Below are 14,218 nucleotides of genomic sequence, written 5' to 3'. Positions count from 1 at the left end.
AACGCGACCAGGCGGCCCGCGAACGCGACCAGGCGGCCGACCGGCGCGAGGCGAAGATGGATCAGCGGGAGATCGACGGCGAGCTCGCTCACTGGAACGCGCCACCGAACAGCTGAGCCCGCAGCCCGGCTACACGTCAGGTCGGCCCATCGCGGTGCACCCACCCGGGTGGGGCGCTGAGAGCTCCCGCACCGCACGGCCGTCCCGCTCAGTTCTCCTGCCACCACCGGGCCAGGGTGCTGGTGGCCGGGTCCTCGGAGTCGGCGAGGGCGGCCCACGGGTCGGCGCCGGGCGGCAGCTGCTCGCCGACGTACTCGGCCAGCTCCTGCGGGCTCACCGGGTCGGCCGGGGCGGTGAGCGCCTCGGCGGGCACGACGCCGAGGCTGCCGGTGTCGATCCACGGGAAGCCGTCGACCGGTTCGGGCAGGTCGCCGACGTCGACCTGGGGCGGAAACACGTCGACCGGGTCGGCGTCGGCGGCCAGGTCGGTGTGCTCCTCGGCCGGGGCCTCGGGTTCCGGCGGCTCGTGGTGGTCATCGAGGACGGGCGGTTCCTCGTACGGGTGGTGGTCGTCCTCGTCGTACGACAACAGGTGGTCCTCGAAGGGGGCCGGCTCCTGATGCTCGGGCAGCGGGTGCTCGTCGTAGAACCCGAAGTCCTCGTGGTCGCCGAAGTCGTGGTGATCCGTCATCGGTCCTCCTCGTCGTGGGGGACGGGCGTCAGTGCCCGGGCCCGGACAAGCACAGCGTCGGCGGCGCGCAGTCTCGCGCGTACCGTGTCGAGCTCCTGTTGTGCGGCGGCACGCCGCTTGGCGCGCCCGGCCGCGTCCTCCGCGGCCGCCGCGTCGATCTCCGCGAGCTGGGCGTCCAGGTCGCGCAGCCTCTTCTCGACGGCGTCGTCGACGGCCACCGACAGCGCGTACTGCAGGTCGGTGAACCGGTTGGCGATCTCGTCGGCCAGCGCGGCGCGGGCCTCGCCGAGCACGTCGCGCAGCCAGATCCGGGCCTGCTGGCGGTCCTGCTGCACGCGGCGGCGGTACAGCACGTAGCCGCCGGCGGCCAGGCCCAGCCCGATGCCGGCGACCGGCACGAGCAGCCCGCCCGCCGCGAAGACCGACACGCCGAGGATGGCGCCGCGGCCGGCCATGAACGCGATCCCGCCGGCGGACAGGGCGATCAGCAGGTTGTCGGCGGAGCCGTCGCGCGGCGGGGCCGCGTCCATCGCGTGCCGCAGTGACGCGTTGAGCTGCCCGAGCATGGCCGCGCGTTCGGCGGAGTCGAAGACCGACGCGAGGACACGGTCGCCGACCTGCGCGAAGGTCTCTTCGAGGCGCTGCGACAGCTGGACGGACAGCGCCTGCAACTCGGCGTCGAGCGCCTCGGGCAGCCGGGCCAGCGCGTCCCCGCGGCCGGCGTCGATGCGGGTGGAGAACTGCTGTTGCAGGGCGGCGATGCGGGTGCGCAGGTGCCCGACGGTCTCCACGCGGGCGCGCTGGGTCTCGGTGGACAGCAGCAGCGTCCACTGGCGTGACTCGGTGCGCTTGCGGGCCGCGAGGGCGGCCCGTTCGGCGCGGACCTGCGCGGTGCGGGCCGGGTCGGCGTCCGCGGCGCGCACGCGGCCGGTGGCGGTTTCCTGCAGCCGTACGAGCTCCGCGCGCGCCGCCCGCAGCACGTTGGCCAGTTGCAGCTGGTGGCCGCGGCCGGCGAGCTCGACGAGAGCGTGCTGCAGCTCGGCGATGTGCGACGCCTGCACCAGGCCGGCCTGCTCGCCCGGTCCCGCGTGCACGGCCAGCTCCGCGAGGGCCGACGACACCGGGAACCAGGGCGCGTCGCCGAAGCGGGGCGCGTGCGCGCGCAGCAGCGCCTGGTTGTCCTCGGCGATGCGCCGCCACCCCCCGAACACGTCGATCTTGGTGAGCGCGAAGATCACCGCGTCGACGCGCTCGCTCGCGGCGACCAGGAAGTCGAGCTCGGGACGCGACAGCGGCGCCGACGCGTCGGCGACGAACATCAGCGCCGTGGCCTTCTCGACCGCCGCGAGCGCCACGGTGGCGTGCGCGGGGTCGAGGCCGCCGACGCCCGGGGTGTCGAGCAGGCTGACGTAGCGCAGCAGCGGCGCGGGATGGGCCACCTCGATGCGCCGGGCCCGCTGCGCGCCGGTCGCCCACGCGCTCAGGTCGTCGACGGCGATCGGCTCGGCGGCGCCGGGCAGCCACGCCCTCGCCGCGAACTCGCCGGGCACGAACTGCAGGTAGGTGGCGGTGGCCACCGCGGCGTCCACGGGCGACAGGCCGGGCACCCCGAGCAGCGCGTTGATCAGCGAGCTCTTGCCGCGCTTGGTCTCGCCGACGACGACCACCTGCGGGCGGGTGAGCCGCACGCGGCGCAGCTCGGCCAGCTCGGCGCCGGCGTCGGGGTCCTGGCCGCGCACGTAGGCGAGGGTGTCGCGCACCGCGGCGTCCAGGACGCCGGTCAGGTCGGCGGTCACGGGCGGGCCCCTTCCGCGCGGGCCTGCTGGGCCAGCAGGTGGAAGCCGCGGTGCGCGACCTGCGCGACCCGCGACTGGGCCGGCCCGGCGCCCGCGACCGCGTACACCCGCCACCGGTTCGCCGCCGCCACCGCCGCGGCGGCCAGTTCGTCGGTGCCCGCCTCGGGCAGCCGCAGGATCCAGCGGGGGTCCTGCGACGTGGCCAGCCGGGTCAGTTCCTGTTCCCACTCCACCGGCAGCGGCACCGCGCCCGTGGCCACCCGCTGCGCCGCGTCGAGCAGCCGCAGCCGGTGGTAGGCGGGGTCGCGCAGCAGCCGCTCCACCGCGTCGCGCAGGGTCTCGCGGTCGCGGGCGTCGCGGGTGTGCCCGGCGAGACGCTCGAGCCGCGACAGCGCCCAGCCGGCCTTGATCGCGTCGGAGCGCCAGCGGAACGTCTCTTCGAGGGTGTGCCGCAGCCGCGCGAAGCCGGACACGGCCACCAGCCGGCGCACCAGCTCACCGGTGGGCAGCCGCGGCTCGGCGGCCAGCTGCGCCAGGGCGAACCCGATGCCGTACAGGTCGAGCAGCCCCAGCAGCCGCTCGCGGTGGTCGGCGGGCACGGGCGCCTCCCTCGTGCGGAACAGGTCGGCCGAGGCCAGCAGCAGGCGCACCTCGCCGGCCGGCAGCGCGGCCAGGCGCAGCAGCGCGTCGCGGTCCGCGCCGGTGAGCCGGCCCGCCTCGGCGGTCTCGGCCAGCAGCCCCACCACCGGCACGACATCGGACACGGTACGGGCGAGCAGCCCGGCCTGCTGCGCGGCGAGCGGCTCGGCCACCGGCCACGGATCGCCGGCCCCGCCGACCAGCGTGTCGACCTTGCCGAACACCCCGAGCGCGTTGATCGGGCTCGACGACAGCCGCGCCGAGGCGTCCCGGAAGGCCTCCAGCGCCTGGACGTCGTCCGCGCGCACCGCCTGGGTGAACACGTACACCACGGCCTCGGCGGCGGCGACCTCGGACGCGGAGTCGGCGTCGATGTCCGCGTCGAACGGGGCCGTGCCGACCGCCTCGGCCGCCCGGTCGCTGACCACCGTGTCGGTCGAGGCCAGCCCGGGCGTGTCGACGACCGTCAGCTCGCGCAGCTTCTCGCTGGTCAACGTCACGTCGACGTACGCGACCCGGGCCAGCGGCACGCCGAGGCGCTGCGGGATCATCCCGTCGTCGTCCAGCGGCAGGCTGCGCCGCTGCCCGTCGCGGCACACCACGTCGACCCGGTCGGCCGGCCCGTACCGGAACCGGGTGACCACCCGCGTGCACTCGCCGACCGCCGTCGGCGCCACCCGCCGGCCGATCAGCGCGTTGACGAGTGTCGACTTTCCGGCTTTCAGCCGGCCGGCGATCGCGACCCGCAGCGGCTCGCCGAGACGATCGTGGATCTGTCTGACCTGGTTACCGGCCTCGGGGCCGACACGACCCCCCAATTGATCACACAGCGTCGCTACGCTGGCGCTGAGCGGGCCGCTCACCGCGACTCGTCAGCCGGGCACACTGTCGGCGAGAATGTGCAGACCACGGCCGTCCTTCCCCATTGTTTCGCGCGAGGGCGGGCGCGCTGGGGCACCCGCCGCAGGCACCAGCCTACGGACAGCGTCCCGGCGCGGGATCCCGTGTTCGTGCCAGGCACCAGCCGACGAGGAGGGGAGGAGGTCAGGTGGCGGAAGCGCTGCACTCGGCCGCCGCCATGCTGCAACGCCCTGGTCTTGTCGTGCTGACCGGCCCACCCGGCTGCGGGCGCACCACGCTGCTGCGCCGGCTGGCCACCGCCGGGCCCGTGCACGCCGGCGGCGGGCTGGCGATGCTGCAGACCGTGCCCGCGCTGGCCCTGTCGCGCGCCGTGCGCGCCAAGCTGCCCACCCACGACATCCACCTGCTCGCCGAGGCCGTGCGCTCCCGCGTCCGCGGCGGCCTGCTCGTCATCGACGATCTTCACTACGTTGATCCGGCGACCCTCGCGGCGCTGCCGCTGCTCGCCGCCCACTGCCGCGTGCTGGCGGCCCTGCGCACGCCGCACCGGCTGCCCCCGGCCACCGAGGCCGCCCTGCGCGCCGCCGCGACCGCGTGGATCCCCGTGCCGCCGCTGACCGCCGCCGAGGCCCACGACCTGGCCCGGCGCACCGCCCCCCAGCTCGACGACACCGCCCTGACCGCGGTCGCCGAACGCGCCGGCGGCAACCCCCTGGCGGTGACCGCCCTGGCCCGCAACGCGGCGTCGGAGTCGCGCCCGGCGGCAGGCGCGCGCCCGGCCGGCGCCGAGATCGACCAGGTGGCGTACGCGATCGCGACCGCCCTCGCCGACCTGCCCCGCCCCGCCCGCACGGCCCTGGCGGCGCTCGGCCTGCTCGGCCGGCCGGCCCCCGCGGGCCTGCTCGGCGCGGGCGCCACCGACCTGCAAGCGGCCGGGCTCGTGGTGCCCGACCAGGACGGCGGCCTGCTGCCCGTGTCGACCTACGTGGCCGAGACCGCGGCGGGCCTGCTCGACAGCGCGGCCCGCGTCGACCTGCACACCCGCCTCGCCGACCTGACCCCACCCGCCGAAGCGGCCCGCCACCTGGCCGCCGCCGGTGACCTGCCGGGCGCGCACCGGCGCGCCCTCGCCGCCGCCGACCAGGCCGCCGGCGGCGACCGGGCGGCGCTGCTGCTGTTCGCCTGCGAGCTCGCCGTGCCGGTCGACCCGCGGGTCCGGCTGGCCGCCGCCGACGCCCTGCTCGCCGCGGGCCGGCCCGCGGCGGCCGCCCGGGTGCTGTCCGCCGCCCGCGGCTCCGGCGGCCTGGTCATCTCCAGCGCTGCGGGGCCGGCCGCTGCTCAGGGTGGCGCCGAGATCGGGCAGTCTGACGCCGCCCGCGTGCTGGCGGCCGAGCTCGACTTCCCCTCGCGGGGCACCCAGGCCAGCCCCGCGAGCCCGCTCGCCCTGGAGATCGACGTCCTGCTCGGTGAGGCGCTGCTGCAAGCCGGCGAACCGGCGGCGGCCCGCGCCGCCGTGCGGTCCGTGCCCGACGCCGCGGCCGCTCCCGTGGTGGCCGGCCGCGACCGGGTGCTGCTGCTCGCCGAGCTGGCCACCGACCCGCCCGCCGCCCGCGACCTCGCCGACAAGATCGCCGCCCGGCACCCGGCCCCGGCACCCGGCGTCGCCGCCGCCCTGGCCGCCGTGCAGGCCCATTTCCGCACGCCTGGCTGGGACGCCGCGCTGGCCGCGGCCGCCACCTCGGCGGCCGACCCGCTGATCTCCCGCTGGTCCGCGTGGCTGCTGGTCGAGCGGCTCGCCGCCGACGGCCGCCTGACCGAGTCCGCCGCGGTGGCCCTGCGCGCGGCCCGCGACTGCGCCGCCGACCTGGCCTACGGCTGGCAGACCCGCTTCGCCGCGGCCGCCGACTGGGCCCTCGCCCTGCACGGCCCCGCCACCGACCCCGCCACGACGGACCCGGCCGCGGCCCTGCACCGTCCCGCCGCCCGCCCGGCTTCGGCTTCTGCCGCCCCCACACGGCGGGAGGGACGATCGGCCACGCCGGCGTCGGCAGCCCACCCGCTGCCAGGTCCCGGGCAACGGGGCGTCCCGCTGTGGGCCCCCAGCCCTCTCTCGGCCACAGGCTCCCAGCCCCCGGTTCCGGAGACCGGACAGCCGCACGGGACCGCCGCTGACAGCGTCACCCCGCCCACTGGCGACACTCCGGGTGAGAATCCGCAAGGGCTGGGCCATCTGCGGCCTGGTGGCATCTACGGCACTACCGCGTCGCGTGGCCCGGCCCAGGCAGCCGCTGACCGTGGGGCCGCCGAGTCCGCGGCTTCCGGGCGCGCGGGCGCCGTACCCCCGAACGATGACGTGATCGCCGAGCTGTGGGACGGCGTCGACGGGGTGCTGCGCCGCGCCGCCAACCTGACCGATCGGGCGCTGCCCGACGAGGCTCGCGGGTATGCGACCGCCGCGACCGCTCTGATCGAGGCGGACACCGGTCTGCTCGCCGCCGCGCGGGCTCATCTGGACGGTGGGCCGGCTCATCCGGCCACGTCGTGGGTGGCGCAGGAGACCGCCTGGCTCGACGGGCAGCCCGACCGTGCCGTGCTCCCGGGTGGTGCGGACGACAGCGGCCTGCTCGCGGGGCTGCATGCGATCACCGCGCGGTGGGCGTCGCACGATCTCGGCGCGGACCCGGCCGCGGCCATGCCGGCGGGGTTGCCGGCGGCGGCGCGGCGCACGCTGACCGCGTGGGCCACCGGGACCGGCTTCACCGCCGCGGCGGACGGGTGGCGGCCGGTCGCGTTGCGCGAGCGGATCCGCTGCCTGCTGGCCGCCGGGCTGACCGACACCGACGCGGCGCGGGCCGTGGACGCCCTGCTGACCGCGGAGAAGCTCGCCGACGCGGCCGGGCTGACCGTGCTCGCCGGGCGGGCGCGGCGGGGCCTGCGGCGGCACAACGTGCACCGCGACACCCGCAGCCCTCGCTCCGGTGATCAGCTGACCCGCCGCGAGACCGACGTGCTGCGCCTGGTCGCGGCGGGGGAGCCGACCCGCCGCATCGCCGGGCAGCTGGGCATCTCCGCGGAGACCGTCGACACCCACATCCGCGCCGGCATGCGCAAGCTCGGCGCTCGTACCCGTACGGAAGCAGCTGCTCTCGCCTTCGCCAACCCCGCACGTCCCGACACGTCTGACACGCTGAAGGATGGCCGGTGACCAGACAGACCGACGCCCCTCGCCACGTCGTCGCCACCGCCGGCGACGCCGACACCGTGCTGCGCCGGCTCACCCGTGACGGCTGGGTGGCCCGCGACGGCTTCGCCCTGACGGACCCCGGCTGGGACGTGACCACGACCCGCCTGGTCCTGCACGGCCGCATCGGCGACGCCGACACCCTGCAGCTGGCCGTGCTGGCCGCCGCCCGCGGCGCGGGCATCGTCGCCGTCTGCGACGCCGAGTCCCCGCTGGGCCGTGCCCTCGTCGACGACCTGTCCCGTCTCGGCCCCGTGCAGCAGGGCGTCGCCGACCCGCCCCCGCCGGGCGGCAACGCGGTGGCCGACCTGGTGCCCGAGCAGCGTGCCCTGCTCGACCGTCTCGCCGCCGGCGACACGATCGCCGCCGCCGCGGCCGCCGAGTTCCTGAGCCTGCGCACCGCGAACCGCCGCATCGCCGAGGCCCGCGCCCTGTTCGGCGTGCGCACCACCCGCGAGGCCGTGCTGGCCTACCTGCGCCAGCGCGGCACGGCGCCACCACCGCGCTCGGCCCCGCCGCCCCGCTGAGCCCGCCGCCCGCACTTCCGGTTGCTCGGTCACGCTCGCCGGGACGATGCGGGCATGACCGAGCAACCGCCGGCGGATCACGGGGCCTGGTGGACCGTCTTCGGCGAGTCGTACCACTCGGCGCCCACCGGCTCGCCGCTCAGGTTCCAGCTCCACGACACCGTCGGGGTGATGCGCAGGTAGTGGCCGGGGCCGGTCAGACCGGTGCGCTCGATCGGGCCGGTGGCGTGGCCGTAGACGCGCACGCCGCGCGCCGCGAACGGCGTGAGCGAGATCAGGTCGTCGACGACCAGGGCGACCTCGGCGGCGCCGGCGGTCACGTTGCGGAACTTGCGGGTGCGCAGCACCGGCTCGCCGGGGCCACCCACCCAGAAGGAGGCGCCGTCGAACTCGAAGCTCACCGGGACCACGTCGGGCTGCCCGTGGGCGCCGACGGTGGCGAGGCGGGCCAGCGGCTGCGAGCGCAGGTAGGCGATCTCGTGCTCGGTGAAGGCCATGCCCCGCAGTCTAGATAGCCACCCCGGGGGATCAGCCGAAGGACATCAGCGCGCCCCGGTCGTCGAAGACGGCCGAACCCGCCCAGGCGACACTACGGGGATGTCTCTGTCCCAGGTGCGCTGGATCGGCGGTGCCAGCGGCGCCGGCAAGAGCACGATCGCCCGCGCCCTCGCCACGACGTACGGGCTGCGCCTGTACGACACCGACGCGATGATGGCCGAGCACGCCACGCGCAGCAGCGCCGCCGACGCGCCGCGGCTCGCCGAGTTCTCGGCGATGACCATGGACGAGCGGTGGGTCGACCGGTCCCCGCACGTCATGCTGGAGACCTTCCACTGGTACCGCGGTGAGGGCTTCGACCTGATCACCGAGGACCTGCGGCGGCTGCCCGCCACACCGGGGGTGATCGCCGAGGGGTTCCGGTTGCTTCCTCACCTCGTACGGCCTCATCTGCGCGACCCGGCACACGCCGTGTGGCTGCTGCCGACGCCCGAGTTCCGCCGGGCCGCGTTCGACAGCCGCGGCTCCACCTGGCACATCGCCGGGCGCACCAGCGACCCGCGGCGGGCCCTGGCGAACCTGCTCGAACGGGACCGGCTGTTCACCGAGCACCTGCGCGCCGAGACCGGCCGGCTCGGCCTGCACGCCATCACCGTCGAGCCCGGCATGACCGAACAGGAGCTCACCGCCGAGGTCGCGGACCGATTGAAGATCCACGCAGGTTGAAGATCTACAAAGTCCGGTAGGCGACAAAACCCGCTTGACCGCGGCGCTACGGTCTTTGCTCGGGAGAGCGTTTACCGTCACCGGGGGAGACAACGAGGGTGCGACCTGCCGACCGCGTGACCACCCACGAGTGGCCGCGCAGCGCCCGCCTCGACGCACCGCACGTGCTCGAGCGGATCGCCGACATCACCGGCGTACGCCTGCGCCTGGAAGGACCCGCCCCGGGCGGAGAGGTCGGCGCCGCCTACGTGCGCTGGCCCGACGGGCGCCGCTCCGTGCTCACCGAGGGCCGCTCCCGCACCGGCCCGCTGGTCGACAAGGCCCGCGCCGCCGGCGTGCCCACCGCCCGGCAGGAGCTCGCCGCCCACGTCGACGGCGCCCGCGTCATCGTGCAGCAACGCCTGCCCGGCGCCCCGCCCACGACCGTCGACACCGCCCTGGTCCACCAGATGATCGCCGTCAACGACCGGCTCGCCGGGCTGCTCGCCGCCGAACCCGCCCCACGCCCCACCGACCTCTACCTGACCGGCGACGGCCCCGGCTTCTGCCTGCACGAACCCCTCGCCCGGCACAGCGAGCGCACCGCCCGGCTGCTCGAGCGCATCCACGCCATCGGCGAACGCCACGCCGCCATGGTCGGCGACGACCTCGTCCACCTCGACTTCCACCCCGGCAACGTGCTCGTCGACGCGGGCCGGCTCACCGGCGTCATCGACTGGGACGGCGCCACCCGCGGCGACCGCCACTTCGACCTGGTCACCCTGCGCTTCATGCTGACCGGCCACGATCCCGGGCTCGTACGCCCGATCGACGCCCGCCTGAACGCCATCTCCGAGCGGCGCCGCCTCGCCTACTGGGCGCACATGAGCCTGCGCCTGGTCGACTGGTCGATCCGCCACCACGACGACGCCACCGTCACCCACTGGCTCGACGTCGCCGAGTCCGGCCTGCCCTAGGGCGCCACCGCGGCACGGATCATCGCCAGCTGCGGCCACTGGTCGAACACCTCCCCGAAGCCCCGCTCGCGCGCCAGCCGCTCCAGGTCACCGAAGAGCATCGACGGCCGCTCCGCCACCCGCGCGATCACAAAATCGGCCGTCCACGGATCCGGCAGCGGGTGGTGGTCCAGCTCCCAGCGCAAATACTTGTTGTACGGCCGCACCCGCCCGAACATCGCGAACAGCGCCTCCAGCAGCCACCCGGCCGCCTCCATCTCCTCCAGCCGCGCCAGGTCCACCCGAGCGTCGCGCCGGTTCTTCACCGCCCGGTACACGAAGTTCACATACCCGTCGAGCTGCTCACGCGCCAGCACGCCGGCCTCCGCGGCGCTCAACGACCCCTGCCGGCGCACCAGCTCCGCGATCCGCCCGTCGAGCCGATCCAGCAAGACCCTCGCCCCGCGGTACGCGTACCGCTGCCACCGATCCGACACGTCCGCCAGCTGCTGCACCGACAACACGGCCAGGTCCAGCCCCGGCACCACCGACGCCGGCCGCCACACCACCGGCACCCCCGTGATCACGTACGCGTCGACGTCCGACCGTGCCGTCGCCATGCCCCGCGCGTGCGACCCGGTCAGCACCAGCCCCGCCACCCCCGGATCGTCACGAACCTCGTCCATCAGCCCGGCAAGCACCTGAGTCATGGCCGCAGTATCACCGCCCGACCCGGCCGGCGCCTCCCGTCAGCCCACCGCCCGAACCGGCCCGCCGTCCCCGTTTCCGCAGGCCGAGCGCGGTGCACCCGGCACCCGGTTCCCCCGTTCGCGGGAGTGGAATGATCCGTCCTGCGAGCGTGTGGTTGACCTCTCCCGCACTTCATGTTCGAGGATCCTGCGTGGCGCCGGCGAGCGAACGGAGCAGGCGAATGCGCGTAGTACGGGCGATGGGGTTCGGTGGCCCCGAGTTGTTGGTTCCCGGTGAGGCCCCGGACCCGGTTGCCGGACCCGGCCAGGTCGTCGTCGAGGTGGCGGTGGCGAGCACGACCTTCGTGGAGACCCAGATCCGGCGGGGAGTGGACCCGTGGCACGCACGACCCCCCTTGCCCTATGTGCCCGGTGGCCTGGTGGCCGGGACGGTGATCTCGACCGGGCAGGGGGTTGACCCGGCCTGGCTGGGCCGGCGAGTCGTCGCCGGTACAGGCGAGACCGGCGGCTTCGCCGACTGGTGCAGCTGTGTCTCGCCGCGGGCGCCGACGTGATCGGCGCGGCCCGCGGCCCGAGCAAGGGGCATCTGGTCCGGCAGCTCGGCGCCGGCGCCGTGGTCGACTACGCCGAACCGGACTGGACCGAACGGGTGCTCGACGCAACCGGTCACGCCGGGCCGAATGTCGTCTTCGACGGCGTCGGCGGTCGGATCGGCAGGGCCGCGTTCGAGGCGACAGCCCGCGGCGGCCGATCCTCGATCCACGGCGCCTCCAGCGGAGAGGTCACCCGCATCGAAGCGGCGGAAGCCCAGGAACGAGACGTGCAGGTGATCGGCATTGAGCAGCTGTTCGACTTCCCCGCACACGTGCGACGGTGGGCAACACAAATCATGGCGCACGCCGCAACCGGGTCCCTCCGCCCGGTAATAGGGCAAACCTTCCCGCTGGAGCGGGCCGCCGACGCCCACAGAGCGGTCGAGAACCGCACTGCCCTCGGCAAGACCCTGCTCCTGCTGTGACGTCAGCACCTCTGCCTGATCGAGGTCCGCGTAGCGCACCAGCGGCGAAACCGGGCGGTGCCGGCGCGGGGGAGAAGGGCTCGACGCGCACACAGTTCGACCACGACCGCCGGCGGGACGTCGCGAGGACGGCCGGGGCGAGCGGCGAGCGGCAGCGTGCGATCATAGGCGGCCTGATGGACAGCTCACCCCCGCGAACGCCCTTCATGTGGCGCTTCATGCTCGTGCTCGCGCGCATCGTCGTCGCTCCGCTGTGCCGGCTGCGTGTCAGCGGCACCGTGCCCGCCGAGCTGCGCGGCCGGCCGCTGATCCTGGCGGCCAACCATGTGAGCCCGTTCGACCCGATCGTGATGACCGCCGCCTGCCACAAGGCCCGCATCGCGCCGCGCATCCTCGCCACCGGCGGGATCTTCGACGCGCCAATCGCCGGGGCCGCCATGCGCGCCGCCGGGCACATCCGCGTCGACCGCAACACCGCCCACGTCGCCGACGCGCTGCCCGCCGCCGCCCAGGCCCTGCGCGACGGCGCCATGGTGCTCGTCTACCCGGAAGGCCGCATCGGCCTCGACCCGTGGATGTGGCCCGAACGCGGCAAGACCGGCGTCGCCCGCATGGCCGCCCTGGCCGGCGCCCCCGTGCTGCCCGTCGCCCAATGGGGCGCCCACGCCGTGCTGCCCTACGAAACCCCCAAGCGTCTGCTGCCCTCCCTGCTGCGCGCCCTGCGCCGCCGTCCCGTCGTGCACGTGCGCTTCGGCGACGCCCCCGTCGACCTGACCGGCGTCACCGGCACCGCCGGCGCCCAGGCCATGCAGGCCACCCGCCTGATCATGGACGGCATCCACGACACCCTCGCCGCCCTGCGCCCCGGCGAGATGGAAACCCCGCACCACATCGACAGGACCCGCCCACCGGACCTGTCCCGCGTCCGCCCGCGCCGCCCCGCCGGCAACCCCATCAGCCGCCCCTGACCCGCCCGGACAGGCACCCGTCCGTGCCCTCGATGCGGCAAGAGGGCCTCAGCCCGCCTCGCCCAGCTCCGCGAGCCGCGCCTCCACCTCGGCCAGCTCGGCACGCAACCGCTGCGCCTGCGCCTCCGCCTCGGCACGCTCGGCGGCCATGATCTGCTCCACGGCCTCCTGCACGCCGGGCACGTCGACCAGCGCCACCATGCGCAGCGCCTCGGCCGGGCGGACCACGTACGGCTTCGCGAGCGCCTTGGCACCCTGGTTGGCCGCCACCGTCCACTCGCCCTCGGCGTAGGCCAGCGTGACCGTCAGCCCCGGCGCCGGTTTCGCCTTGGCCGAGCGCCCGGCCGCCTTGCGCGGCGCCGTACCCTCGTCGGCGTTCTTGCGTGGTGCAGCCACCTCGTCCCCACCCTTTCGCGGCGCGGGCGCGCCCGTCTGATCGTCGCCGCCCGACCGCTGCACCGGCGGCACCACCGGCTGATCGAGCACGAAAGCGGGACCCGGCGGCACCACCGGCTCCGGCACCGCGGGCGCCGGAGCCGCCTTGCGGGCCGTCGCCCCGCGCGGCGCCACCCGCAGATCACCGGGGGAGAAGGGCAACTCGTCCTTGCCGAAACGCACCATCACAAACTCGTCGGACTCCGCCGGATCACCCAGGCTCACCACCTGGCCGATCTGACCCGCGATCTGCCCCGCCGCGTCGGTGAACTGCACCCGCGGCTTGCGCCCGGCGGCCAGACCGTCGCGGATCGCCTCCAGATCACCGTCGCTCAGCCCCCGGCCACTCGCCTGCGCCACCGCCGCCATCTCGACCCACCCCACCTCTTCGAACGTTTGTTTGAACAGTTCTATCAGGCCCCTCCGACACTTTTCGGGGAGGGCGAGCCCGGCAGGGGAGAGGGCAGCCGAGCCGTCACGCAATACTCCCGGCCCACCGGATCACGCAGCGTCGTCCACTGGCCCGGCACCCGCCGCACCACCGCCGCGCCCAACGCCACATGCCGCGCCACCTCCGCGTCCACATCGACGCACGCCAGATCCACATGCAAGCCCGCCACCGGCGACCCGACCCGCTGCACCAGCAACTTCAACGGCATCCCCGCACCACGTTCCAGATGCTCGAACTCCGGCAGATCCGACGGCCGCCGCTCCCAGCCCGTCAGCGCCCGCCAGAAGCGGATCTCCACCTCGAACGCCGCCACCGGCACGTCCACACACAACTGATCCACCACACTGCCGCCCGGCACCGGCCGACGCGCCTCCCCATGCCACGGCACCAGGCAGAACACCACCCCCGCCGGCGACCGCAGAATCACCAGCTCACCGTCGTCCGACACCACCGACGCCCCGCACCCCACCGCCAGCGCCGCCGCCTCAGGCACCGACTCCACATGCAAATCCAGATGGGTACGCGGCGCCGCGCCCGCCAGCACCTGCACCCGCAGATACGCGTCACCGTCCGGCGGCACCAACGTCGCGAACTCCCCGCCCGCCCCACGCCGCGGCGACAACGACCACCCGGTCACCGCCACCCAGAACGACTCCGCCGCCCGCGACGGCGAATCCAGGAACCCCGTCACCCACCGCACCCCGATCACAGCGGGAACAATA

Annotated in this window: 14 protein-coding genes; 7 read left to right on the top strand and 7 right to left on the bottom strand. The window is 75.3% G+C overall.

The features are described 5' to 3' along the window. Positions 1 to 208 precede the first annotated feature (208 nt). Genes Ade02nite_RS27465 through Ade02nite_RS27455 form a run of 3 tightly spaced genes read right to left on the bottom strand, consistent with a single transcriptional unit; the run spans position 209 to position 3,944 of the window. Positions 209 to 691, bottom strand: coding sequence for a hypothetical protein (locus tag Ade02nite_RS27465; protein ID WP_203769984.1), 483 nt, complete (start codon positions 689 to 691; stop codon positions 209 to 211). Then, on the bottom strand, positions 688 to 2,487 hold the full coding sequence (locus Ade02nite_RS27460; protein WP_203769982.1) for a dynamin family protein: 1,800 nt from the start codon (positions 2,485 to 2,487) through the stop codon (positions 688 to 690). Before Ade02nite_RS27460 ends, Ade02nite_RS27465 begins: the two co-directional genes overlap by 4 nt. Next, positions 2,484 to 3,944, bottom strand: a complete 1,461-nt coding sequence (locus Ade02nite_RS27455) for a dynamin family protein (RefSeq protein ID WP_239169087.1) — start codon at positions 3,942 to 3,944, stop codon at positions 2,484 to 2,486. The genes Ade02nite_RS27460 and Ade02nite_RS27455 overlap by 4 nt, the downstream gene beginning before the upstream one ends. Positions 3,945 to 4,204: 260 nt before the next feature. On the opposite strand from Ade02nite_RS27455, the gene Ade02nite_RS27450 reads away from it, so the two are divergent. Further along, complete coding sequence (locus tag Ade02nite_RS27450) at positions 4,205 to 7,192, top strand: LuxR C-terminal-related transcriptional regulator (RefSeq protein ID WP_438871001.1); 2,988 nt, start codon at positions 4,205 to 4,207, stop codon at positions 7,190 to 7,192. After that, the gene (locus tag Ade02nite_RS27445; RefSeq protein ID WP_203769961.1) at positions 7,189 to 7,755 is read left to right on the top strand and encodes a LuxR family transcriptional regulator; all 567 of its coding nucleotides are present in this window, start codon (positions 7,189 to 7,191) and stop codon (positions 7,753 to 7,755) included. Before Ade02nite_RS27450 ends, Ade02nite_RS27445 begins: the two co-directional genes overlap by 4 nt. A gap of 77 nt (positions 7,756 to 7,832) precedes the next feature. On the opposite strand, the gene Ade02nite_RS27440 is transcribed toward Ade02nite_RS27445, so the two are convergent. Next, entirely contained in the window at positions 7,833 to 8,252 is a 420-nt protein-coding gene (locus tag Ade02nite_RS27440; protein WP_203769959.1) for a PPOX class F420-dependent oxidoreductase, read from the bottom strand. A 100-nt stretch (positions 8,253 to 8,352) separates the two neighbouring features. On the opposite strand from Ade02nite_RS27440, the gene Ade02nite_RS27435 reads away from it, so the two are divergent. Further along, positions 8,353 to 8,979: a shikimate kinase gene (locus Ade02nite_RS27435; RefSeq protein WP_239169085.1), complete on the top strand. Its 627-nt coding sequence runs from the start codon at positions 8,353 to 8,355 to the stop codon at positions 8,977 to 8,979. Positions 8,980 to 9,077: 98 nt separating this feature from the next. After that, the gene (locus Ade02nite_RS27430) at positions 9,078 to 9,935 is read left to right on the top strand and encodes a phosphotransferase (RefSeq protein ID WP_203769950.1); all 858 of its coding nucleotides are present in this window, start codon (positions 9,078 to 9,080) and stop codon (positions 9,933 to 9,935) included. On the opposite strand, the gene Ade02nite_RS27425 is transcribed toward Ade02nite_RS27430, so the two are convergent. Next, positions 9,932 to 10,624, bottom strand: a complete 693-nt coding sequence (locus tag Ade02nite_RS27425) for a nucleotidyltransferase domain-containing protein (protein WP_203769942.1) — start codon at positions 10,622 to 10,624, stop codon at positions 9,932 to 9,934. The genes Ade02nite_RS27430 and Ade02nite_RS27425 overlap by 4 nt on opposite strands. 221 nt (positions 10,625 to 10,845) lie before the next feature. Here Ade02nite_RS27425 and Ade02nite_RS49610 point away from each other — a divergent pair, with 221 nt between their 5' ends. From Ade02nite_RS49610 to Ade02nite_RS27415, 3 genes are all read left to right on the top strand, one after another. After that, complete coding sequence (locus Ade02nite_RS49610) at positions 10,846 to 11,178, top strand: alcohol dehydrogenase catalytic domain-containing protein (RefSeq protein ID WP_239169084.1); 333 nt, start codon at positions 10,846 to 10,848, stop codon at positions 11,176 to 11,178. Then, on the top strand, positions 11,175 to 11,642 hold the full coding sequence (locus Ade02nite_RS49605; RefSeq protein WP_239169083.1) for a zinc-binding dehydrogenase: 468 nt from the start codon (positions 11,175 to 11,177) through the stop codon (positions 11,640 to 11,642). The genes Ade02nite_RS49610 and Ade02nite_RS49605 overlap by 4 nt, the downstream gene beginning before the upstream one ends. 176 nt (positions 11,643 to 11,818) lie before the next feature. After that, complete coding sequence (locus Ade02nite_RS27415) at positions 11,819 to 12,610, top strand: lysophospholipid acyltransferase family protein (RefSeq protein ID WP_203769940.1); 792 nt, start codon at positions 11,819 to 11,821, stop codon at positions 12,608 to 12,610. A 48-nt stretch (positions 12,611 to 12,658) separates the two neighbouring features. Here the strand turns inward: Ade02nite_RS27415 and Ade02nite_RS27410 are convergent, their stop codons facing one another. Further along, positions 12,659 to 13,414 (bottom strand): hypothetical protein, encoded by a 756-nt coding sequence (locus Ade02nite_RS27410; RefSeq protein WP_239169089.1) that lies wholly within the window; start codon positions 13,412 to 13,414, stop codon positions 12,659 to 12,661. A 44-nt stretch (positions 13,415 to 13,458) separates the two neighbouring features. Then, positions 13,459 to 14,187 (bottom strand): VOC family protein, encoded by a 729-nt coding sequence (locus tag Ade02nite_RS27405; protein WP_239169082.1) that lies wholly within the window; start codon positions 14,185 to 14,187, stop codon positions 13,459 to 13,461. Positions 14,188 to 14,218 lie beyond the last annotated feature (31 nt).

It is taken from the genome of Paractinoplanes deccanensis (genome assembly GCF_016862115.1).
In the GTDB taxonomy this organism is placed as follows: domain Bacteria; phylum Actinomycetota; class Actinomycetes; order Mycobacteriales; family Micromonosporaceae; genus Actinoplanes; species Actinoplanes deccanensis.
Note: the sequence above shows the minus strand (reverse complement) of the source record. Positions and strands in the feature narration are given on the sequence as shown.